General features: G+C 54.1%; 17 protein-coding genes and 1 pseudogene. 3 read left to right on the top strand and 15 right to left on the bottom strand.

The genetic code is table 11. The features are described from left to right. Positions 1 to 226: 226 nt before the first annotated feature. The 6 genes from F1381_RS07605 to F1381_RS07580 all read right to left on the bottom strand — a co-directional run bounded on the left by F1381_RS07605 (position 227) and on the right by F1381_RS07580 (position 8936). Complete coding sequence (locus F1381_RS07605) at positions 227 to 2095, bottom strand: ABC transporter ATP-binding protein (RefSeq protein ID WP_151734210.1); 1869 nt, start codon at positions 2093 to 2095, stop codon at positions 227 to 229. Next, positions 2079 to 3824, bottom strand: a complete 1746-nt coding sequence (locus tag F1381_RS07600) for an ABC transporter ATP-binding protein (RefSeq protein WP_151734209.1) — start codon at positions 3822 to 3824, stop codon at positions 2079 to 2081. Before F1381_RS07600 ends, F1381_RS07605 begins: the two co-directional genes overlap by 17 nt. Positions 3825 to 3866: 42 nt before the next feature. Further along, positions 3867 to 4226, bottom strand: coding sequence for a hypothetical protein (locus F1381_RS07595; protein WP_187355237.1), 360 nt, complete (start codon positions 4224 to 4226; stop codon positions 3867 to 3869). Between the two features lie 237 nt (positions 4227 to 4463). Further along, entirely contained in the window at positions 4464 to 4787 is a 324-nt protein-coding gene (locus F1381_RS07590) for a hypothetical protein (RefSeq protein ID WP_151734208.1), read from the bottom strand. A gap of 15 nt (positions 4788 to 4802) precedes the next feature. Beyond that, entirely contained in the window at positions 4803 to 5132 is a 330-nt protein-coding gene (locus F1381_RS07585) for a hypothetical protein (RefSeq protein ID WP_151734207.1), read from the bottom strand. A gap of 168 nt (positions 5133 to 5300) precedes the next feature. After that, on the bottom strand, positions 5301 to 8936 hold the full coding sequence (locus tag F1381_RS07580; RefSeq protein ID WP_151734206.1) for a glycosyl hydrolase 115 family protein: 3636 nt from the start codon (positions 8934 to 8936) through the stop codon (positions 5301 to 5303). Between the two features lie 158 nt (positions 8937 to 9094). On the opposite strand from F1381_RS07580, the gene F1381_RS07575 reads away from it, so the two are divergent. Further along, entirely contained in the window at positions 9095 to 9925 is an 831-nt protein-coding gene (locus F1381_RS07575; RefSeq protein ID WP_151734205.1) for a helix-turn-helix transcriptional regulator, read from the top strand. Here F1381_RS07575 and F1381_RS07570 read toward each other — a convergent pair. Next, positions 9917 to 10579 carry a hypothetical protein gene (locus F1381_RS07570; RefSeq protein ID WP_151734204.1) on the bottom strand — a complete coding sequence of 221 codons (663 nt, stop codon included), beginning with the start codon at positions 10577 to 10579 and terminating at the stop codon, positions 9917 to 9919. The genes F1381_RS07575 and F1381_RS07570 overlap by 9 nt on opposite strands. Positions 10580 to 11117: 538 nt before the next feature. Here F1381_RS07570 and F1381_RS07565 point away from each other — a divergent pair. Further along, positions 11118 to 11951, top strand: a complete 834-nt coding sequence (locus F1381_RS07565) for an AraC family transcriptional regulator (protein WP_187355236.1) — start codon at positions 11118 to 11120, stop codon at positions 11949 to 11951. A gap of 22 nt (positions 11952 to 11973) precedes the next feature. On the opposite strand, the gene F1381_RS07560 is transcribed toward F1381_RS07565, so the two are convergent. Next, complete coding sequence (locus tag F1381_RS07560) at positions 11974 to 14289, bottom strand: glycoside hydrolase family 95 protein (protein ID WP_151734202.1); 2316 nt, start codon at positions 14287 to 14289, stop codon at positions 11974 to 11976. A gap of 288 nt (positions 14290 to 14577) precedes the next feature. Here F1381_RS07560 and F1381_RS07555 point away from each other — a divergent pair, with 288 nt between their 5' ends. Then, complete coding sequence (locus F1381_RS07555; protein ID WP_151734201.1) at positions 14578 to 15714, top strand: glycosyltransferase family 61 protein; 1137 nt, start codon at positions 14578 to 14580, stop codon at positions 15712 to 15714. A gap of 24 nt (positions 15715 to 15738) precedes the next feature. Here the strand turns inward: F1381_RS07555 and F1381_RS07550 are convergent. The 7 genes and pseudogenes from F1381_RS07550 to F1381_RS07520 all read right to left on the bottom strand — a co-directional run bounded on the left by F1381_RS07550 (position 15739) and on the right by F1381_RS07520 (position 22397). After that, a pseudogene (locus tag F1381_RS07550) lies at positions 15739 to 16340 on the bottom strand (amidohydrolase family protein). Between the two features lie 36 nt (positions 16341 to 16376). Then, positions 16377 to 17354 (bottom strand): aldo/keto reductase family protein, encoded by a 978-nt coding sequence (locus F1381_RS07545; RefSeq protein ID WP_151734200.1) that lies wholly within the window; start codon positions 17352 to 17354, stop codon positions 16377 to 16379. Between the two features lie 99 nt (positions 17355 to 17453). Further along, complete coding sequence (locus F1381_RS07540; RefSeq protein ID WP_151734199.1) at positions 17454 to 18356, bottom strand: hypothetical protein; 903 nt, start codon at positions 18354 to 18356, stop codon at positions 17454 to 17456. 176 nt (positions 18357 to 18532) lie between these two features. Continuing rightward, positions 18533 to 19522, bottom strand: coding sequence for an ABC transporter ATP-binding protein (locus F1381_RS07535; protein ID WP_151734198.1), 990 nt, complete (start codon positions 19520 to 19522; stop codon positions 18533 to 18535). After that, entirely contained in the window at positions 19512 to 20498 is a 987-nt protein-coding gene (locus tag F1381_RS07530; RefSeq protein WP_151734197.1) for an ABC transporter ATP-binding protein, read from the bottom strand. The genes F1381_RS07535 and F1381_RS07530 overlap by 11 nt, the downstream gene beginning before the upstream one ends. A 1-nt stretch (position 20499) precedes the next feature. Next, positions 20500 to 21399 (bottom strand): ABC transporter permease, encoded by a 900-nt coding sequence (locus tag F1381_RS07525; protein ID WP_151734196.1) that lies wholly within the window; start codon positions 21397 to 21399, stop codon positions 20500 to 20502. Between the two features lie 35 nt (positions 21400 to 21434). Beyond that, on the bottom strand, positions 21435 to 22397 hold the full coding sequence (locus F1381_RS07520) for an ABC transporter permease (RefSeq protein ID WP_151734195.1): 963 nt from the start codon (positions 22395 to 22397) through the stop codon (positions 21435 to 21437). Positions 22398 to 22467 lie beyond the last annotated feature (70 nt).

The following is a 22467-nucleotide window of genomic DNA, read 5'->3' as shown; positions in this document are numbered from 1 at the left end:
CTGCTGAATGTTCTTGCAACTGACTAAAATTAATCCTAGAATAGCAAATCCCAGGTGTCAATAATCATTACATATTTGTTCTTCGCCATAATAATGTATCCGGTTACAATAATCATCATCCGGATAAAAGCTAACACATATTTAACTCAACCTGTGCCGAATAAATGCGAAAAAAAGCGGCCTCCGGGATCGCCTTTCATTCCCTTGCAGCCGCTTTTGATTTGAATTATACCGCCTGAATCGCCCGTTTGAACTGGCTGTTATACAGCTCATGATAAACTCCGCGCAGCTCCAGAAGCTGCTCATGGTTGCCTTGCTCCACAATCCTCCCGTCCTGGATGACGAGAATCCGGTCTGCATCGCGGATCGTGCTGAGCCGGTGGGCAATCACAAAGCTGGTCCGGCCTTTCATCAGCGTCTTCATGGCCTGCTGGATGTGCATTTCCGTCCGCGTATCGACGCTGCTGGTAGCCTCATCTAGGATCAGGATGGCCGGATCGGCAAGGATGGCGCGGGCAATGGTCAGCAGCTGGCGTTGTCCGTGGCTCAGGCTGGAGCCTTCGGCGCCCAGCACGGTGTCATAGCCCTGCGGCAGTCTGGCGATGAAGGCATCGGCATTCGCCAGCTTCGCTGCTGCCTCGACCTCGCGATCCGTCGCTTCCAGACGCCCGAAGCGGATATTGTCCCGGATCGTGCCGGAGAACACATGGGCATCCTGCAGCACCATACCGAGCTGGCTGCGCAGCGCATTTTTGTCCAGCTTCCGGATATCCCGCCCGTCGATCAGAACGTCCCCGCCGCTGATCTCATAGAATCGGGTCAGCAGGTTGACAATGGTCGTCTTTCCAGCCCCCGTCGGTCCGACCAGAGCGATTTTCTCGCCCGGCTTTGCGGTGAAGCTCACACTTGTCAGGATCGGTTTCTCCGGCGTATATCCGAACGCTACCTCACGGAAGACCACTTCTCCACGCAATCTCGACAGATTCTCCTGACCGCTGCCGCTATACTCAGAAGCCATATCCATGACTTCAAACACCCGCTCCGCACCGGCGATGGCCGACTGAATCAGATTATACTGGTTCGCCAGCTCGGAAATCGGGCGGCCGAATTGCTTTGAATAATTCAGGAAGCTGACAATTACCCCGACAGTCGCCCAGTGGTTATAGGCCATCCAGCCTCCGACACCGGCGATCAGCGCAAAGTTCAAATTGTTGATCATGTTCATGACCGGGCCAACCAGTCCGGAAACAATCTGCGCCCGGATGCTGTATTTGTTCAATTCATTGCTTAATCCGCTGAACCGCCGGGTCTCCTGCTCTTCACGCCGGTACTGCTTGATGATCTTCTGTCCACTGATGGCCTCTTCCACGAAGCCGTTCAGTTCGCCTAAATGCCGCTGCTGATTCTTGAAGTACAGCCGGCTAAGGCCGGTGATTTTGCGGCTGGCCAGCAGAACAAGCGGGATCGTCAGCAGAGCAACCACCGTCAGCGGTATATTCATCAGCAGCATGATAACTAACGATCCGCTAAGCGTGATTAGACTGTTCAACAGCTGGGTGACACTCTGGTTGAGAGAATTCGATACATTGTCGATATCGTTCGTCGCCCGGCTCATGAGCTCGCCGCTCGCATGAGTGTCGAAGAACTGCACCGGCAGGTCCTGGTACTTGGCGAACAGATCCCGCCGCAGCTCATAGACGGTATTCTGCGAGACCGCCGTCATGACATAAGCCTGAACCCAGGCTACGGCGCTGCCGAGCAGATAAATGCCGATCAGCAGCAGGCTAAGCCGGACAAGCAAGCCGTAATCATGCGGAATAATGGCGGTATCGATGGCCTTCCCCAGCAGAAAAGGGCCTATTAAAGACAGCACAGAATTCAGAACGGTGAAGACATAGACCATGATCAGCCCGCTGCGCTGACGGTTCAGATACGTCCAGATCCGTCTGATCGTGGCCGCCTGATTCTTGGCCCGGACTTTGGGGACCGCTCCGCCGCGTCCGGGCGGTCCCCCGCCGAACCCGCCGGGACGCACGGAGATAGGAGGCTGAACAGGTTGATTAGTTGGATTAGGCTGATTAGGTTGACTGGACATAGTTCCCCTCCTCTTCCTTGAGCTGGGACGAACGGATATCGCGGTAGATCGCGCTGCCTGCCATCAGCTCTTCATGCGTACCCTGGGCAGCGATCCGCCCGTTCTCCAGAATCAGAATACGGTCGGCATCCATAATTGAAGAGACCCGTTGGGCGATTAGAATGCAGGTGCTGCCCCGCATCTCCTCCTTCAATCGTCCGCGGATCCGCGCTTCGGTGACCGCATCCAGCGCGCTGGTACTATCGTCCATAATGAGGATGGACGGATGGGTCAGCAGCGCCCGGGCGATGGACAGCCGCTGCTTCTGTCCGCCGGACAGATTGACCCCGCGCTGTCCGAGCTCCGTATCGTAGCCCTGGGGAAGTGACGTGATGAAGCCGTGCGCTTCCGCAGCGGCGGCGGCCTGTTCGACTTCGACATCGGCGGCGTCCGGCCGCCCGTACCGGATATTGTCCCGGATTGTGCCGCTGAAGAGCAGCGTCTGCTGCATCACGAAGCCGATCCTGGCGCGCAGCTCATCCAGGGAGATGCTGCGGATATCGGTACCGTCGATAACGACGGAGCCGGAGGACACCTCGTACAGCCGCGGAATCAGGCTGACCAGCGTCGACTTGCCTGCGCCGGTCGCACCGAGGATGGCGACCGTTTCACCGGGCTCAGCGGTAAAAGTGATATCCTCCAGCACCTTGTTCTCATCCGCCGGATTATAGGCGAACGAGACATTGCGGAATTCGACCTTGCCGGCGCGAATCGTATCCGGCTGTGCTTCCGGCGAGTCGGCAATCTCACTGCGGGTAGCCAGCACTTCATTCACACGGTCGGCCGACACCTTGGCCCGCGACACGAAGGTCAGCATATTGCTGAGCATCATCATGGACATCAGCAGCTGGGTGACATAGTTGATGAACGCGATCAAATCGCCTACGGGAAGCCCGCTGTTCCAGCTCTGGATGCCTCCGAACCACAAGACGGCCACGATGCTTCCGTTCAGAATCAGCATCATCAGCGGCATGTTCATTGCCATCAATCGGATCGCCTTGATACCGGTCCGGGTATACTCGGCATTGGCTTCATCAAAGCGATCCGCTTCATGACGGGCACGCACAAAGGCTTTAATGACCCGGATACCCGTCAGATTCTCCTGCAGCACATTGCTCACGCTGTCAAGCTTCTCCTGCATTCTGGAGAACAGCGGAAAAGAAAGCTTGATCAGCGCATAGAGCAGAATGAATAGCAGCGGTACAGCCACCAGCAGAATCAGGGCCAGTGACGGGCTGATCCGCACCGCCATCACGAGACTGCCGATCAAGAGGAGCGGCGAACGCACAAAGGTGCGCAGGATCATTTGTACAAAGGTCTGCAGCTGCACCACGTCGTTCGTCAGGCGTGTAATCAGTGAGCCGGTGCGCAGCCGGTCCAGATTGCGGTTCGAGAAGGTCTGAATATGCTCGAACAGCTTGATGCGCAGATCGTTCCCAAAATTCTGGGAGGCCAGGCTGGAGAACACGGTACAGCCCACCCCGCCGATTAATCCGATCAGAGCCACTCCCAGCATCAGCAGCCCGGTCGTCACAATATGCGGCAAATCGTTCTTCATCAGCCCTTCATCCACAATGCTCGCCATCAGTGCCGGCTGCAGCAAATCCATGATTACTTCCACTACCATCAACAGAGGCGCCAGCAGGCACCACAGCATGTAAGGCTTAACAAAACTCCTTAGTTTCCACATTCGTTTCACCTGCAGTTTCTATGAAATACTGTATATTTGCGGCTAAAGCTCTTTCTGGTCCCCTTCACGTTCATTTACTTCATGATCTGCAGAGACTTCTCCGCTCTCCCGGATGATCTCACGCAGCTCAAACGCCTGAATGAATTCCTGAATAATCGCTTCCGTTGCCTTCAGCTCCCCGCTGATCACCGGCTTGATGGATTCATATTCCGGCCGGTTCAGCTGCTCAAGCAGCGTGGAACGCTTGATGTTTAACCGGTCCAGAAACGCAATTGCCCGTCCGCGGCGGAATGTCTGGGCGCTCTGAAAATGCTTCTTCCCCTCTTCAGGGGACCGTCCGCAGCGGTCGCCGTGCTCTCTGAACGGCTGATTCCCTCTGTGCTCATGACTTCCCTCACGCATGTTGCATCCCTCCATCTATTGCCGTATACATATGTATACGATCACTCTCGTATACGAATGTATACCTCAGGGCGCCGGATTGTCAAGATATGTTATCACAGGAGCTGACTTGACTTGTACAGTAAGCTGCATCACTCTTTCGACTTATCAAAAAAAGCGCTCTAATTAAGGAGCGCCTTTGAAGTATGTACTATTTTGAACTTCGTTGTTTTATGTTGTGTACTGTATGTTGTTGATCTACATGTTGTCATATGATAGGAATAAAAATTCCGCATCATTCTCGAAACGAATATATCCTACAATTTCACGGTAATCATCGAAACTTTTATAATTGTAAGGACTCCCCATCCCATAAGATGAGATGTTACGTTTTGGGATTTGAAAAAATGAATCTGAAGATTTTTGAAGCTTCACTTGAAAATAATGAGTATATTCATTTACCTTTAAGCTTTCAGAAGGATTATGCGCATTTATAGTAAAAACAGCTTCGTTCGAATCCAACTGCACGACGAAGTCTTTATACTTACCGAAAAGTTGCTGAAAAAAATTAGTAGTTAGCATACTTCCTCCTTTAAATCAATAGTTCGGGAATTGAATTAGATTAGGTATTGTGGAGAATTGCGGACCAGTTAAACCTTCAATAGTTCCATTTTCATTCATTGTTCCAGTGAAAATTGCCTTTCCATAAACCAAAGAGTCGTCTACATCCAATTTAAAGGCAAGATTATGTCTCGCTTGAATAACAGCACTGTTAGCCCAGATTAAAATCTCTTGTGTGATTGGAATAATCTCCAAATCACTGATATCTGTTGCCTCTACATATTCTAAAATATCTTCAATATTTTTATTACTAAAAGGCAAAGCTTTTGGTGTTTCAGAAGGTGTAACGTAATAGGCTAGCTCCAAGTATATTGACCTCCCCCATAAATAGATTGGTTTAATTATACAGGAAACTTTTAGATGTGGTAACCATAATTACAACTTATAGAGTGTCAAGTTAAAAAACAACCGCCTTGCTCACAAGGCGGCCTAGCAGTTTGCTAATTACTCCCCAGCATATTGACTGTAACACCCTCACACCCGCGCGGAATCCTTCCACTCGCAGTCTACCGGCGGCAGCTCGTAGCCTTGGGTGAGATAGATCCGGTCCACCCGCAGTTCCGATTTCCTGGCGATGACAGATAAGACATGTTCACCTTCGGTGATCTCCAGACTGCAGAAGCAGGACCAGAAATACACGTAAGAGGTATTATAGGTATACAGCTTGCCCTGGTTAAATTGTTCTGTCAGCGGCAGCACCTTGCCGTCCAGCGCTAGGCTGCAGGAATCAGACTGATTGTTGTAATGCCTGATAAGCATCCATACCCGGTACCTGCCGGCACTGCCGACATGAATCCGGTAATGCATCGCGGGAGCGGCAGCCGGATCATCCCACAGCTTACCCGGCTCAGCGACATGCATCGCCAGTCCGGTTCTGCCGTTCGTCTCTGCTTGCAGGTGGCTCCAGACCAGCTTGCTGCCGTCTTTGCTCTCCGTAAGATATGCGTTCACAGACTGTTCCAGGGCATATTCCGCTTCAATGGCTACGACTCCGTTCTGTTCGGCAAAGACCCCGGACCCGAATTCGCCGATCACATCTTTGGAATCGTCGTCTAAACAGGTGACATAGCGTTTACCTGCAGGAGCAGACTGCGGAATGCTCACGGCAGGAATGAACACCTCGTTCCGTGAAGTGTAGAGCTCTTCTGTGGCATACACCGCAGGCAGCGGAGCAAGTTCCTCAGCGGCCGTCCGGTAAAGCCCGCTGCAGAGCTCTTCAAGCTCAGACCAGCGTACCTCTGGACATTCCAGCCCGTATTCGGCAACCGGCTTGCCGCTTCGGCTGCTGTAGACCGGTCCCAAGTTACTGACACGCTGTTGCTTCGTGTAGATTACGAGCTTGCTGATGGTCACATACGGATCCACCATATACAGCTGCAGCCGATGTGCTCCCTGATCCATGCAAGGAAGCTCTACCGTCAGCTTCTCACCGTTATTGAAGACGGCATCCTGCCATTGCCCCCTCCACTCATCGTTTGTTGCGGTTTCAATCAAGACCGGCTCCAGGCCGTCAATTCCGATCCCGAAGCGGATCCGGCCTGTGGAGTTGAGTGTCAGGAAGCGGTGTATTTCCAGCAGGAATGAACGGCTATCCATAACATAGAAATCATATTCAAGATACGGGTTCTGCTTCAGCTCTCCCTCCAGCGGAGTAAGCTTTGCGCTCCAGGCCATCACCGCCGCTCCTTCGTATCTGCCGATACCGGGAACAGTAATCCAGCCGGACTCCTCAGAGGGTGAGCCTTCCGGACGGACGGTCCGGTCAAATCCGGCAGCGGGTATCGACACTGCTCCGTCTGCTTCCACGTATCCGGTATATCGCTCCGGAAGCGGCCCGTCAGCCTCCATCCGAACTTCAACCGGTTGTTCTGTACCGCCGGTAAGATTACGGATGATGAGAAGACCTTTCTCTCCGGCATGTTGCTCAGGCTCCAGAACCGAAACCAGGATGCGTTTCTCGGTCTGCACAGTCCCCTTGGGTTCAGAAACCGTCATCCAGCCGGCTCCCGCCTGAATCTCGATGAAATAATCGAAGCTGCCTGTCCCCTGATTTCCCAGATCGATCCATTTCTGTCTTTGTCCATAAGGGGAGAAGGATAACGAATACCCCTCATTCCACAGATCAACGCGCATTCCGCCCCCGGAAATGCGGAGTGCGGGCTGCCGCACCGGATGCATGGCTGCCGGCGGCGGCGGAAAAGCTTCCGGCGTAAGCATGGCGTCCCATTTGCCGCCGCTCATTTTTTTATTGTAATAATGCAGCATACGGCGTTTGTAATCCACCATCTTCAGGGACAGCTCTACATAGCGGTCGGCCGCCTGCAGGTTGCCGCGCTTATAGGAAAGCACGCTTCTGTCGGCGTAATAATATTCGTGATTAATATAATAGGAGGCATGAATCTTCATCAGGAAGAGCTGGAAGAAAGCCTCCCGTTCCCCGGCAGGCAGGCTGTGCATCATCCCGTTGGCCCTTCTGTAGACGTCCTCCAGCCGCTGCAGTCTCCGCCCCGCCTCGTCCCCGTAGGCGGTTTGCGAGAAGACATTCGAGTTCATATGCTCGATCTTGCGCACATTGGTAAGCTGGGCGAATGCTTCATATATTTCCGCAGCTTCCCGCCCATGGCGGCCTGTAAAATTCCGGTTGATCCAATCTTCGGTGTATAGCAGCGTATTCTTCACCAATGCCTCATCCTTGTCTGCGTCCCAGCCGTATTGCAGGAAGAATTCCATGTCCTGCTCCAGCGGCTTCAGGCCGCCGACGTTTAGAATCCAGATGTTCCGGATGCCGGATTCATAAGCTTTTCTCAGCTCGTTGCCCGTGTGGGCCAGTGGAATGGAGTTAATGAACAGATAGCTCATTGCCGTCCCCGGAGCCGCCCAGTACGAATTATGGAAATACAGCCCGTTCCCGCCGCTGCGTCTGCGCTCATTCTCGTCCGGGTAGCGGCGCACATGGCCGAAGTTGTCGTTGGCCCAGATTAAGGTGACATTGTCGGGTACGTCAAGCTCCTGATCGTAGAGGTCCAGTACCTCCTTGTAGGGCACGAAGGTCTGGAGTGACTCCGCCTCCTGCGGTCCGAGCACCTCCTGCAGAATCTGCCGCTGATCCGAAATGACCTGTGCCAGCAGCGCAACCCTGGCCTGCTGTTTCTGCTCTTCCGTTAAGGAAGCGTCTTCATCGATGGCCCGGGTATGGAACCCGGAATCGTGGATACCGCGCATCCCCATGGTGAAGCTTACCTCGTAATTGCGGTTCAGCTCCACGCTTTCGCGCCAGTATTCTTTGAGAATGTCCCGGTTCTGCCCTGCGATGGAATAATCGTAGACGGCGCCTTCATAGCCTTTGCTCTGCAGCCAGGGCTCCCATTCGTTCTGGTTGCTGCGCAGCAGCATATCGCAGTGCGACGTTCCGACGACAACGCCCATCTCTTCCGCCAGCTCACCGTTTCGGGGATTGCCGTTGAAATAGTTCACATGCATCGCCGGCCAGATGTAATTGGCCTTCAACCGCAGCAGCAGCTCGAAGATATGACGGTAAGCTTCCGGCCCGATCGTGCCGTCCGGAGTATGCAGCTTGGACCAGGCATCCAGCTCCTCTTCGTCATTCAGGAAGATGCCCCTGTATTTCACCGACGGCCAGTCGGCTTTCCGGTAATCTGCCGGAATACGGAAGGATTCCTTCACTTTGGCGGGAACATCGGCCCAATAATGCCATGGTGACACCCCAAGCGCTTCACAGAGATCATAAATGCCGAAAATCGTTCCCCGTCTGTCCGTACCGATGATGTACAGCACATCCTGTGAGGCCTGTTGCAAATATCCTTCCCAGCGGTAACTGCCATCCTCCCCTGCCAGCAGTTCCAGTGCTAACCCCAGCTCCTGCACCTGGTCTGCGAACACTTTCTGATCCAAGGTGCCGATCACGATGCTGCATTCGTTCATCTCTGTACTTAGCTCGGTCTGAGCGCCGCAAGTCCGTCCGATATCGAGGACAAGATTGCGGACGGCATGTTGTACAGCACTGGTCTCCGTATCAGAGACATATATGCAGACCCTGCGGTTCTGACTGATCAGCTCCAGCTGCCGGCTGGTTTGTGTAACTTGTTCCATGCATGGAACCTCCCTTTTTACTCGTAAATGTCCGTAAGAGCGGCAATTCATTTGCTGGATCAAGCATACCTGAACAGAGAACAATAATCTTTTATAATATTGCCTGATTCCAATTCTGTTGTATTATATTGCTATAACGAATGTTGGAGGTCCCGGATATGAACGCTGCCGCCCAGTACTGCTCGCATCCGCTGTTTGCGATGGAGTATGAGAAGCATGATGCCGATTACCGTATGCCCAATTACCATTACCATAATTCTTACGAGCTGTATGTACTGGAGGAAGGCTATCATCACTTCATGCTCAATGATACGGTCTTTGATATTGCCATGTATGACGTGGCCCTGGTCAAGCCCAATCTCTTTCACCAGAGCCACGGGAATCACTCCTGTGCCCGGACGTGCATCTATTTTACGGACCGTTTTCTGCGTCTGCATTTCACCGAGCGCTCCATTCAGGCTTTGCTGGGCTGCTTTGACAAGGAGCTGATTGCCATCGGCAAAGAAGCCTTCCCCAAGCTGAAAAGGCTTCTGCTTCTACTCGGTAAAGAAAACGTCTCCCATCCGGACAACCGAATCTTCATTTATTTAGCCGATCTGCTGAACCTGCTGAATGAGCACACCAGATCGCCGCGCGCCGGGCAAGTCCCGCTGTCCTACACCAATATTGCGCCGGTTCTCGCGTATATTAACCAGAACTTTAACAAGATCGATACGATCGAGGAAATCGCCGGGCATTTTTACATCTCCAAGTATTATTTATGCCGTATCTTTAAAGAAGCCACCGGGCTCACGTTAATCCAGTACCTGAATAACATCAAGATTCAGCATGCCTGCAATATGCTCGTCAACTCCAAGCTGTCCGTTCTGGAAATCGGTATAGCCTGCGGGTATAACTCGTCGATGTATTTTTGCAAAATGTTCAAGCAGGCGCTCTCGCTAACCCCCAGCGAATTCCGCAATAAGGCCAAAGAGGAACCGTTATCCTAAATCCCCTATGTAATAGGCATACACCGTCTCCACCGGCTTAAAATACAAATAACCGTCTTCTTCCCATGGTTGAAAATGCAAATCCATCCGCGATTTCTCCCATGGCTCCGGCGTTCCCTTCGTCTCCAGCCGGCCTGGAACCACCGGAGGCTCAACCACACCCGGAAACTCCTGATACCCGAACAGCAGATTCTCGTGCATGCCGATCATTTCATATTTGGGCCCGTTAAATGCGCGTTCTTCCTGCAGCTGGTAGTGATAATAGATGTAGCTGGCCATCATTTCCCGCTTCAGATGGGCCACCCGGCCGACCCGCCGCTCTACCGGCGATTGGCGCCGCCAGTGTTCAGCATCCGCAGGTTCGTTGAAGTGGAAGACATCCACCAGCGGAATCCATTTGCGGGACCGGGCCTCACCGGGCCAGTCTGTCAAATACCCGTTCACCGCACCGGCCACCGCCAGCGGTTCAGTGATTTTGCCGATGCATTCAACATACAAGAACACATTGTTACGCCAGCTGAACGCCGCAGCCGTCATCAGCACTCCATCCCGGACCAGCCGCAGCGCCTCCTGATCCTGCTTCAGGGTCTGAAGCCCCTCCGCCTCCATGCCATCCTTCCAAATTCCACGGTACATCATTCTGTAGATCATCATTTCATTCACTCCTTTTGCAGCCTATGCGGATTCAAGCTGAACCTTCTTGCAATCTTAATCACCAACACAGTTAGTAAGTGCTCTCCAAAACCTAGGACCGTAATGAGCTATTCGTGAGTAAAACCGGCATTTTTTCATATTAAGGACACAGACGCCGTTATTCCTGCTACAGATGTAATTGTATGCGCTGTCAGGATGAAATAACGTCACTGGTGTCTGCAAGGTTTCCCTGAGGCCATGAATTCAATGAATAACGGCAACTGAGTCCGTTGCAACGGAGAACAGGGAACTCATCAGCTAAAGTATGCACCGATTACTGTCCTGTTTCACCATACCTCAAACGCGGCTCTTTCTGCCATCCTAAAATTAGTTAGGTAATTTTGTTTATCGCTCCACAAACCGCTCTCCATCGTATTGTCGCCGCCAGTCACCAACCAGTTCTGTACGTCAGACACTTGCCTAATTCCGGCATTGGCATTAACATGCACTAAGACACACTATGAAGCGGCCGGAGCGGCCTGCTTGGAGGATTGACAGTATGAATGCAGCGCAGCGGCAACTGATCCAGCTTTATCTCAGCAATCTGCAGGTCAAGGTTACGGCAATCGGGTACAACCAGGTATGGACCGATTGGCGCGAGCTGGATTATACGCCGGATTACAACAAGTTCTATTTCATTTGCGACGGCGAGGGCTGGCTGAAGATTGGGGATGAGGAGTATCATCCGCAGCCCGGCCAATGGTTCCTTATGCCTGAAGGCGTGCGGCAATCCTTTTCCTATACAGATGGGCCAAGGTATACGAAATACTGGTGCCATTTCACCGCAAAAATCGGCCAGAGCAATCTGTTCGATCTGCTCAGAACGCCGTTTTATATTCATACCGGTCTGACTCCCGAACCGTTAGGGTTATTCCGGGAGCTGCTGGCCTGCCGTGTTTCGGATGCACTCAGCCTGCCGCTCTTGACCCAGGCGGCGATGCTGAAGCTAATTTCCTATTACATCGAGCACGCTGCGGACGATTTGACTGGCGTCCAGTCGGCGGCTACCCCCGGCTATCTGCAGGAGGCGATCAGTTATATGGATATGCATTATAACCGCAATCTTACCGTGATCGAGCTGGCCGAACGGGTGCACCTGCATCCGAATTACTTCATCCGCATCTTTAAGCGGCATTTCGGATTGTCCCCCATTCAATACATTAACCGCAAAAAAATAGAGGAGGCCAAGTGGCTGCTCCTCTCCACGGATCTTTCCTTGTCCGGAATCGGCGAACAGGTCGGCATTCCGGATGTCTCTTACTTCTCAAAACTATTCAAAGCGTTCACCGGCTTCTCCCCGACCGCTTTCAGAATGCAGACCCGCCCTCATTGAGCGGGTCTTCTCTTCCGTTCATCTAGTTGAAATCTGCTCCCGTCAGGCTGATGCGGGACTCCGGCTCCGGGAACGTCAGCTCCACCGAGCGTTCACGCCAGGATACCTTACAGTTACCCTTCTCCGCCGCCTGAACCACCAGCCGCTGCAGCTCCCCGTCCTGCCATTCCAGCTCCACTTCATAACCGCCGCGCGCCCGCAAGCCCCGGACATGCCCGTGCGGCCAGGCCTTGGGCAGCGCCGGAAGCAGCCGCAATTCGCCGGCATGGCTCTGCAGCAGCATCTCGGCAATGCCGGCGCAGCCGCCGAAATTGCCGTCGATCTGAAACGGAGGATGATCGCAAAAGAGATTCGGCAGCGTGGACGAAGCCAGCAGCGCCGTTACATTCTCATGCGCCAGCTCGGGTTCCTCCAGCCGGGCCCACATGTTGAGAATCCAGGCCCGGCTCCAGCCGGTATGTCCGCCTCCATGGCACAATCTGCGTTCCAGTGTTGCTTTGGCGGCGACGGCAAGCGCCGGAGTTTCCCTAAGCGTAATTTGCGTCCCCGGGTGCAAAGCGAACAGATGCGAAATATGGCGATGCCCTGGCTCCACCTCTTCGTAATCAATGCTCCACTCCTGAATCTGACCGTACTTCCCCACCGCCGGACGGGGAATCTTCGCCAGCGCTTGACTAAGCTGTCTGCGGAACTCAAAGTCTTCGTCCAGAATCTCTGCAGCCGCAATGCAGCGCGCAAAAAGCTCCCGGGTTATCTGGCTGTCCATGGATGCCCCATAGCATAGCGCTCCCGATTCTCCGCCCGGCAGGATATAACGGTTCTCCGGCGAGGAAGAAGGACATGTAACCAACTGGCCGGAAGGGTCCTCCACCATGAAGTCGAGCAGGAACACTGCCGCCTCTTTCATCGTTGCGTAGCTGTCCCGCAGGAACTGCACGTTGCCTGAGTATTCGAAATGATCCCATAGATGCAGGCAAAGCCATGCCGCCCCCATCGTCCAGAACGTCGACGTAATGCAGATGTCCTGCGGAGCGGTATCGCCCCAAATATCAGAATTATGGTGCGCCACGAATCCCCCGCAACCGTACATGGTGCGGGCGGTCTCTCTGCCTCTGACCCGCAGCCTTTCCATCCATTGGAACAGCGGTTCATGGCATTCCGGCAAATTGCTGCTCTCCGCCGCCCAATAATTCATTTGTGTATTGATATTGATCGTATATTTGCTGTCCCAGATCGGCAGCATATCCCGGTTCCAGATACCCTGAAGGTTCGCCGGAAGCGATCCCGGACGGCTGCTGGCAATCAGCAGATAACGCCCGAACTGGAAATATAGCGCCGCAAGCCCCGGATCGCTCTCCCTGTTCCGAACCGCTTCCAGCCGCCGGTCGGTTGAAAGCTCCGCACGTTCTGGCTTCTCCTCTACTCCGCGTAACGAAAGCTCCATCCTTCCGGCCAGGGAACGGTAATCGCACACATGTCCGGCGCGGAGCTGTTCATAAGGCTTCGCTGCAGCCTGCTCCAGCCTGCGTATACATTCGGATTCAAGCTCATCCTTGGCGATGCGGAAATCCGTGCAGGCTGCCACCAGGATCGTTGCGGCATTCGCCTGCTCCACAGTAATCTGGCCTGGGGCGGCCGGAGACAGGCGCCCCCCTTCCGTCACCACACGGATGCCGCAGCAGAAGCGGACGCCCTCCTCCCCGCCGCTGCGCCCGCGAATCATAAGATCGCCCTGTTCAGTTGAAACAACGCTGTCCACAAAAGCCTGAAAGCCGACAGGACGCTTCAGAATGTCCGACCATGGGGTCGGTTCCAGTACCGTGCCTCTGCCGAACAGCACCGAGAAGGACAGTGCTCCTTTCCGGCTTGCCGCCAGCCGGACTGCCATAACCTGATCGGGAAAGCTTGTAAAATATTCACGGGAATACTCCGTCCTACCGCTGCAGTATTCGGTCCGGGCGATTCCGTCCCTTAGATCAAGTTCCCTGCGGTATTCACTGACCTCCATGTCCGTGCTGCCGCTGTCCACATACAAGTCCCCCAGTGGCTCATAATGGCGCTGCCCGTCCGGAACCCCGCTCAGCACGCGGACGGCCAGCGCCTCCGCTTTGGCGATCTCACCCCCAAACAGCAGGCTGCGGATTTCGTCCAGGTGATCCAGCGCCTGAGGATTATTCCGTTCCATCGGCCCGCCGTACCAGAGACTGTCCTCGTTTAACTGTATGCGGTCCAGCCCGGTTGTTCCGAAGACCATCCCTCCCAGTGTTCCGTTGCCCAGCGGCAAGGCTTCCTCCCAGCGCTCCGCAGGCTTGTCATACCACAGTTTCAGCTCATTCATTATGCGCCCACCCCGTTTTTGTTATGAAACTCTCTTTATCATCCTAACAACCGGGATGTCAGCTTTGAATAGCCGATTCTAACCTCACTATGTACAAAACTATCTTCGTTCACATTTGGTCTGGTGCAGCATTGGTCTGCTGAAATAAAGGTCTGATACAAAATGACCTGTAATTCCTCCTGCGAGGCCATTTGCTTTTTTTAAGGTTAACAGTGCCCCCGTAATTCCCAGGGTCATACAATAGACTGACTATACGAGTTAAAGTTACGTGACCTGTGAGGTGAGACAATGGCTGACTCATTGAATCAAGGTGATCCTCCTGCGGGTGTTTTCAACAGCATAGCCGAATGGGAACAAACATGGGGCCACGGCGCTGGCCAATATTCCGGGGGACGGGTAATTCCCTTTGAATTCGGAGGTACAGCCGAATTCACGGCGCCGTATACACTTGAGACGCACCTCCATCCCGTGCTGACCCCATACTGTCTGCAGCCCTTTGGGGGATATTTGGCCGTGATTCCCGGCGGAAGGCTATGGGGCCGCTCCGGGGCCGTATTGTCAGCCGAAGGCCGACTCATCTTCGAGCTGTCCCAGGAATACGGCGCCGAGGAGGGCCGCATGCTGATGGCGGAGGAGCACCCGGTGTTCCGCCAATGGAACCAGCCGCAGCTGCTGGAGATGGACGGGATACTGGCCGTCTTAACCTTTTGCGGCAGCTACAACTATTTTCACTGGCTGTATGATGTCCTGCCGCGCTACGCGATGTTACAAGCTGCGGGAATCCCGTATTCCCGGCTTGTGATGAATCCTAATCCTTACGGGGCGTTCGCGGAGCAGGCTCTTGCTATGCTGGGGATTCCCGAAGCATCGGTCATCCGGGCTGGGCCGGATCTGTATATCCGTTCCGAATGCCTGCTCGTCCCCTCGCTGATGATGAATTCGCATTATCCGCCGTGGACTACGCTGGCGCTGCGGCAGTTGTTGCTGCCTCACCGGCAAGCGGCGCTGCACACGCCCGGACGGATTTTCATCTCGCGCCGCCAAGCCTTAACACGGCGGATCGTTAACGAGGAAGCCGTGCTCCGCTGCCTGCAGCCGCACGGATTCGTGCCGGTGTGTCTGGAGGACTTTACGCTTGCGGAACAGATTCAATTGTTTGCTGCTGCCGATATCATTGCCGGGCCCCACGGTGCCGGTCTGGCCAATCTTGCCTTTTGCCGGCCGGGCACCCGGGTGATCGAAATTTTTCATGCAGGTCATGTCGTTCCGACCTACTGGATGATCAGCAACCACAATGCGCTGAAATATTACATGCTCTATGCGGAGGGCAGCCCCGGTTCTGCTGTGAATTTAGCCGGCCTGGAGGATATCGTGGTGGATATAGAACGCTTGCTTAGTACGTTGAAGCTTGCGGAACAGGGATAACGGAACGGGCAATAATCTTGACGATCATTCATCCCAATTCTCCTCTTTTAAGTACCACTTCATTGCATTCGTATATAAAACCTTCCGCGCTTGCTTCTCATCCAGAATGCTGCAAATCAGTTCAAGATCAGCAAATGCAAAAGGTCTCTTGGCTCTTGTTGAGGGTAAATCCGTTCCAAACATTAAAGCATCCGGGTTCACCGAACAAATGGAGCGGATCGCCTGTACGACATCAAGATCAACCCTGCCGAAGCCGGTTGCCTTCACTCTGACTCCTTTAACCACTAAAGCAAAAAGGCTGGGGAATCCGTCCTTCGACAGACCCAAATGATCTATGGACACCGCAGGGAGTTGTTCCAGCAGGGCCGTCATTTCCGGTAAAAATGCCGAATCCATATACAGTTCCGCGTGCCATCCTGCTAATTCATACACCCTCTTGGCGAAGGATTCTAAATGTTCGAGAGCTTCTAAGCCTCCACGTTTGACATTAAAAAGCCTTGAAAAGAACCGGATACTACGGCACCGCCGATCACATTAAACTCCTGAACTCTTTCCAAATAGTCCTTACAGGTAAAAGAATCCGGTATAAATCCTTGATTCTCAAATAAGGAAAAACGCGGGGTTATACCCGCGTTTCCTTATGGCTTCATTATTATAGAAGATTACCCGACATGCCTGGAGAATGGCGTAAACCCGAGAATCTTCTCGATCCGTTCCAGCGCATCGGCCGGAATGGTGAAGCCGCTGGCCTGCACATTGCCAAGCAGCTGGCCGGGGCTGGATGCCCCCGTGATGACGCTGCTGACCATCCGCTGGCGCAGAATCCAGGATAAGGCCAGCACCGACAGGCTTACGCCCAGTTCGTCCGCAATCTGCTGCAGCTCATGCACCTTGTCCAGATTCTCATCCGTCAGCAGGGCGTTGATCTGTTTATCCGCCTGATGCGTTGCCCGGGAACCGGCCGGCAGCGGCGCGCCCTTCCGGTATTTGCCGGTCAGCAGGCCCTGTGCCAGCGGCGAGAACGGCACGATTCCGATGCCATGGTCTTCACATACCCCGATAATCTCATGCTCAATGTAACGGTCGAACATATGGTATTGCGGCTGGATGACCGACAATGGCCGGAGCCCCAGCTCTTTGATAATGCCCACGGCTTTGTTAATTCTCGCTGCGCTCCATTCTTCGCTGACCCCGTAATACAGAATCTTACCCTGGGCAACCAGATCGCTGAGCGCCTGCAGCGTTTCATCCAGCGGAGTCGTCGTGTCGTAACGGTGGCAGAAGTACAGGTCCACATAATCCACTTGCATATTCTTCAAAGTGCTGTCAATCGAATCAAAAATATGCTTCCGGGACAATCCCCGCTGTGTGACGCTTGGCCCCGTTGGAAAAAAAACCTTGCTGGATATGACATAAGAGCTGCGCGGAAATTGTTTCAGGGTAGCCCCCATATGGCGCTCCGCTTCCCCGCCGCTGTAAGCATCGGCACAGTCAAAGAAATTGACACCGTTCTCATAAGCCTGCTTCATCATTTCACTTGCCGCCGCTCCGGCTGCGCTGTCCTTCAAATCCGTCATCCAGCTGCCCAAAGCCACTTCGCTCAGCTTCAGACCCGATCTGCCCATATTGCGGTATTCCATCGTTTCGCCTCCTGCATTATGCCTGTTAATATGTACTTGCCAAGTATATCATTTTTGTGCTGTAGTTTACTTCCAAAATAATAAAAAACAAGCCACGCATTACGTGACTTGCATCGTTATTCTCTGCTGTAAAATGGCGGCCAATTCCTCGGCGGTGTCCCATACTAAAGGACGGATGTCATGGGGCTGAACCGGCAGGTCATCAGCTGCGCTGCTGTGCACGGTCCAGAGTACGGGGATGCCGGAGCCGAGCGCATATCCTCCCATAAAATAAGCCCAGGAAGCCTGTCCGGTCAGGTCCGCAATCATCAGCTCGCTGTCCGCGATCAAGGGCAGCGTGCTGGTTCCGGCGTGTGCCGATTCCCGGGAACCGATAAGCTCCGGCCGGTATCCGCACTGCTCCAGCCGCGGCAGCAGCTCATCGCTCCATGCGGCCCCATATTGGTTCGCTTCCGGAAGCAGCACGGAACAAGGCTTAAGCCTCTTGCCTCCGCTACCCGCGGCGGCTTCCCTCCAGCCGGCTTCCGTCAGCTTAAAGGTCATCCCCTCCCGGATCAGCAGCTGTTCGCCCTGCAGCTTATCAATGATGTAGACAAGCTCCTGCAGATTGGCGGAATAGGTCAGATTGTAACTCGCTGAAAGCGGCTGTATGACCACAGGCTCCAGCGGACCTTCGGAATGTCTGTACAGATATTGCAGCAGGCGGTTGCCTTTATCTTCAATCGTTACAGGGATATTCTGATTCTTTACAATATCCGGCAAATCTCCTGCAGACAGGGCGACTTTGTCCCCGCAGTCGGTCCGCTCCCGGATGTAGGCCGATATGATATGGAACATCTCGCGTTTTTGCGGATAGGGCAGCGCGTTGACCTCTTCGTAGCTGTCGCTCAGCAAGCGGTAAGACCCGCCGGGTGCGCAGGAGCAGCCCATATACCGGTCATATCCCCCTGCTTGCTCCATGGGAACGATATCGTCGCAGAACAAACAATGCTTCTTCAGCATCAAAGATTCACCTCATCCTTTAAGAGTCAACCACTACCTTATCAAGATTTGCGCGAAAAGTCACAAGAAGATATTTCCTGACATGGATACTGCCCTGTCTGACAATATAAAAAAGCAGAGCAACCGCTCTGCTTAGAAAGCTGAAATATTTGAGCCTGAGATTTACCTTCCCTGTCTTATTTTGCGTTCAGCAGCAGCAGATCCTGCGGCTCCTTCACCCGGTGGCAGGCGGCAACATGGCCGTCCGCGACTAAGCTCTGCACCGGCTTCACGCTCCGGCAGTGATCGTCGGCATAGGGGCAGCGCGGATGAAAGGTGCAGCCGCTGGGCGGATTCAGCGGGGATGGCACCTCGCCTTGAATTGAAACCATCTGCTGCTTCATTTCGGGCGTCTCCGGAATCTTCAATATCGAATCTAGCAGGACCTGCGTATACGGGTGTGTCGGCGTCTTAAACAATTCATCCGCCGGCGCCTGCTCCACGACCTCGCCCAAATACAATACGGCAATCTCGTCGCTTAAATATTCCACCACTGCCAGGTTATGCGAAATGAAGATATAGGTCAGGTTGAATTCCTGCTGCAGATCGCGCAGGAGCTGAATGACCTGGACCTGAATGGACACATCCAGCGCCGACACCGGCTCATCGCAAATAATCAGCTTCGGATTGAGCGATAAGGCTCTGGCGATGCCAACCCGCTGCAATTGTCCGCCGGACAGCTCATGCGGGTAAGCATATTGAATCTCGGAGGGCAGCCCGACCCGCTCCAGCAGCTCGGTCATCCGTGCACGGCGGCTGGCTTTGGTGCCGATCTTATGGATAGCCATCGCATCCTCAATGGCATCGCCGACGGTCATCCGCGGACTGAGGCTGGCCTTCGGGTCCTGGAAAATAATCTGCATATCCCGGCGCAGCGCCCGCAGCTTCTCTTTGGACATTTTGGAAAGATCGGCGCCGTCGAAAAAGATTTTGCCCTTGTCGGATTCCAGGAGCCGCAGTACCAGCCGGCCAAGCGTTGACTTGCCCGAACCGCTCTCCCCGACAAGGCCCAGTGTCTTTCCGGCCTCCAGAGTGAACGAGACATTCTCGATGGCATGCAGCTTTTTGCCCTGGACCCGGAAGGTCTTGGATATATTCTCAACACGCAGCAGCGGGTTATCGGACATAGCAGGCTACCTCCTCGGCATGGTGGCAAGCGAGCTCATGGTTGGTACCGAAAGCCCGCAGCTGGGGCACTTCCTGACGGCAGCGGTCAGTTGTATAGTTGCAACGGTCGGCAAATGGGCAGCCGGTCAATGCTGCGGTCAGCGTCTTTGCCGTCTTCGGAATTGGCAGTATCTCTTTTCCCTTATGGCCTACCTCGATAATGGAGCGCTTAAGGCCGAGCGAATACGGATGTGCCGCTTCGCGGATGAACTGGTCCGTAGTCGCCTTCTCCATAATCTGTCCTCCGTACATGACAATGATATTGTCGCAAAAGTTGGTGGCGAGGCCGAAGTCATGCGTCACCATGACAACGCTCATGCCTCGTTTGCGGCGCAGGTCCTGCAGAAGTGCCAGAATCTGCATCTGTACGGTAACATCCAGCGCGGTCGTCGGCTCATCGGCGATCAGCAGCTGCGGCTCACAGGCCAGGGCAATGGCAATCATGATGCGCTGGCGCATCCCGCCGGAGAATTCATGCGGGTAGCTCTTAAAGCGGGATTTCGGGTCCGGGATCCCCATTTCATGCAGCAGCTGCAGCGTCCGTTCGAACGCTTCCTTGCGGCCGGCATAGTGATGCGTCAGCATCGCTTCCATAATCTGATCCCCGATGCGCATGATCGGGTTGAGGCTGGTCATCGGGTCCTGGAAGACCACGCCGATGTCACGGCCGCGGATATCCTCGAGCTGTTTCGGACGCAGCTTCAGCAGGTTCTGACCCTGGAAATTGGCCGTACCGGATGTAATTTTCCCGTTCTCGCGCAGCAGACCGATGGCCGACATCAGGGTGACAGACTTGCCGGAGCCGCTTTCGCCGACGATGCCCAGGGCTTCGTTCGCATCGATTGTGAAGCTGACGCCGTTCACGGCGTAGACTTCATCTTCGCTTCTGGAGAATTTCACATGTAAATCGTCAATAGACAGCAGCGGTTCGCCCATGTTAATTGCCCCCCTTCGGACTGAATGCTTCCTGGAGACCGTCTGCTACGAACAGGAAAGACAGCAGGGTAATGGCAAATATTCCTGCCGGAAAATACAGCAGCCAAGGAAAGCCGAGAACGTTCTCGCTGGCCTGGGCAATCATGCTCCCGAAGGACGGGATCGGCGGCCGCAGCCCCATGCCGAAGATGCTGAGTCCGGCAATCTGGATCAAGTCGCCGGGAATACCGAAGGCCAGGGCCACGCCCATGCTGCCTACCACATTAGGCAGCATATAACGTCTGGCGATATGCGCCTGGGAAGCGCCCAGCGCCCGCGCCGCTTCCACCATTTCGCCGTCGCGCATGCTGAGCACCAGGCTGCGGATCAGCCGTGCATAACCGGCCCACCCCGGGATGCCGATGGCCAGAATCAGCGACAGATATCCCCGGCCCAGCATAATAACCAGGATCAGGGCGAACAGAAAGCCCGGGAGCGTCATCATGAAATCGACGGCGCGCATAATAATGATGTCGGCCAGGCCGCCTCTTAGCCCTGCCCATAAGCCGAGAATAATGCCGATGATGAAGCTGACAAGCGTCGCGCCGACAGCAATAATGAGCGCACTGCGGATGCTGTACAGAATTTGACTGAACATATCGTGGCCCACATTGTCTGTACCGAAAATATGCGTCCAGGTCGGCCCCTGGTTGATGGCCAGGAAATCTCCTGTACGGTAGTCATACGGGGCCACCCACGGCCCGATCACACCGGCGATGCAGAAGATGACCACCCATACTAGGCCAATCACGGCGAGTTTATGTCTTTTGAACCGCTTCCAGCCTTGATAGAACTGGGATCGCCGCCGCTGCTTGCTGACAGCGCTATCCGGTGATTGTGTTGCTGTAACTGTACTGGCCATATGCTCCCTCCTCTAAGGGTTGTAAGCTGTGCGGATTATAGTTTGACCCGCGGGTCAATGAAGGCATAGATGATGTCGACCAACAGGTTCAAAATCATGATCATGGAGCCCAGCAGGAAGACCGAAGTGATAGCCAGCGGATAGTCGAAGCTGGTGAAGGCCGTCTGCATAACCTGGCCGAGTGCCGGTATCGCGAAGATTTGCTCGACCCAGATCGTTCCCATCACCGTGAACGCAAATTGTGGACCCAGAACGGTGATCATTGCGGTCAGGGAATTCTTGACGCCGTGCTTCATAATCATCGGCCAGTATTTGACGCCCTTGGCTTTGGCGGTACGGATATAATCCGACCTCAGTGTCTCAATAAGACTGCCCCGCATATAACGGGCGACTACGCCGATATTCGCCGCCGACAAGCAGATAATCGGCAATATCGCCTGCTTCCAGTTGCCCCACCCGGTTACCGGCAGAATCCCTTGAAATACAACTCCGAACAGCAGTACCATAATGACGGCGAGTACGAACGCCGGAATCGCTTGCCCCGCCAGGGAGACGGTGCTGACGACATAATCGACCCAAGAGTTTCGTTTCAGGGCAGCGATGATACCCAGCGGAACCCCGATGATTACGGAGAGCAGGACGGAGCCGAAGGCCAGCATGACGCTGATCGGCAAAGCCTGCTTCAGCTGACCGGCAATCTGCAGCGACGGATTCTGCATCGAATTGCCGAAATCAAAGGTCAATTCATGCCAGATATACTTGGCAATCTGCTGCCAGAGCGGCAGGTCCAGTCCGTACCGGCTCTGGAACTGGTTCATGACCTCCTGATAAAGCACCGGATTCTGGCCTTGCAGCGGAGCTAGCGCCGTAGCCATTGTGCTTGTGTGCATGAAGCCGCCCGGTGAATAATACATCATGATGTAACTGACGGTAATGACCATTATAAGCGTAATGATAATCTGAATGATCCGTTTGGAAATAAATTTTACTATGGCCATCTTCGCGCCTCCTTTACCGATTCAAGGGCACCATAGGGTGCCCTTGATTGGCCGTTATTCAACCGATCCG

It is taken from the genome of Paenibacillus tengchongensis (assembly GCF_008973665.1).
Classification (GTDB): Bacteria; Bacillota; Bacilli; order Paenibacillales; family Paenibacillaceae; genus Paenibacillus_AQ; species Paenibacillus_AQ tengchongensis.
Note: the sequence above shows the minus strand (reverse complement) of the source record. Positions and strands in the feature narration are given on the sequence as shown.

Coding starts and splice junctions, on each gene's coding strand:
- F1381_RS07525 (WP_151734196.1), bottom strand. CDS start 21,399: ATGGCCAGTACAGTTACAGCAACACAATCACCGGATAGCGCTGTCAGC.
- F1381_RS07520 (WP_151734195.1), bottom strand. CDS start 22,397: ATGGCCATAGTAAAATTTATTTCCAAACGGATCATTCAGATTATCATT.
- F1381_RS07600 (WP_151734209.1), bottom strand. CDS start 3,824: ATGTGGAAACTAAGGAGTTTTGTTAAGCCTTACATGCTGTGGTGCCTG.
- F1381_RS07535 (WP_151734198.1), bottom strand. CDS start 19,522: ATGTCCGATAACCCGCTGCTGCGTGTTGAGAATATATCCAAGACCTTC.
- F1381_RS07595 (WP_187355237.1), bottom strand. CDS start 4,226: ATGCGTGAGGGAAGTCATGAGCACAGAGGGAATCAGCCGTTCAGAGAG.
- F1381_RS07565 (WP_187355236.1), top strand. CDS start 11,118: ATGAATGCAGCGCAGCGGCAACTGATCCAGCTTTATCTCAGCAATCTG.
- F1381_RS07560 (WP_151734202.1), bottom strand. CDS start 14,289: ATGAATGAGCTGAAACTGTGGTATGACAAGCCTGCGGAGCGCTGGGAG.
- F1381_RS07540 (WP_151734199.1), bottom strand. CDS start 18,356: ATGCTGAAGAAGCATTGTTTGTTCTGCGACGATATCGTTCCCATGGAG.
- F1381_RS07605 (WP_151734210.1), bottom strand. CDS start 2,095: ATGTCCAGTCAACCTAATCAGCCTAATCCAACTAATCAACCTGTTCAG.
- F1381_RS07575 (WP_151734205.1), top strand. CDS start 9,095: ATGAACGCTGCCGCCCAGTACTGCTCGCATCCGCTGTTTGCGATGGAG.
- F1381_RS07570 (WP_151734204.1), bottom strand. CDS start 10,579: ATGATGATCTACAGAATGATGTACCGTGGAATTTGGAAGGATGGCATG.
- F1381_RS07530 (WP_151734197.1), bottom strand. CDS start 20,498: ATGGGCGAACCGCTGCTGTCTATTGACGATTTACATGTGAAATTCTCC.
- F1381_RS07555 (WP_151734201.1), top strand. CDS start 14,578: ATGGCTGACTCATTGAATCAAGGTGATCCTCCTGCGGGTGTTTTCAAC.
- F1381_RS07545 (WP_151734200.1), bottom strand. CDS start 17,354: ATGGAATACCGCAATATGGGCAGATCGGGTCTGAAGCTGAGCGAAGTG.
- F1381_RS07590 (WP_151734208.1), bottom strand. CDS start 4,787: ATGCTAACTACTAATTTTTTTCAGCAACTTTTCGGTAAGTATAAAGAC.
- F1381_RS07580 (WP_151734206.1), bottom strand. CDS start 8,936: ATGGAACAAGTTACACAAACCAGCCGGCAGCTGGAGCTGATCAGTCAG.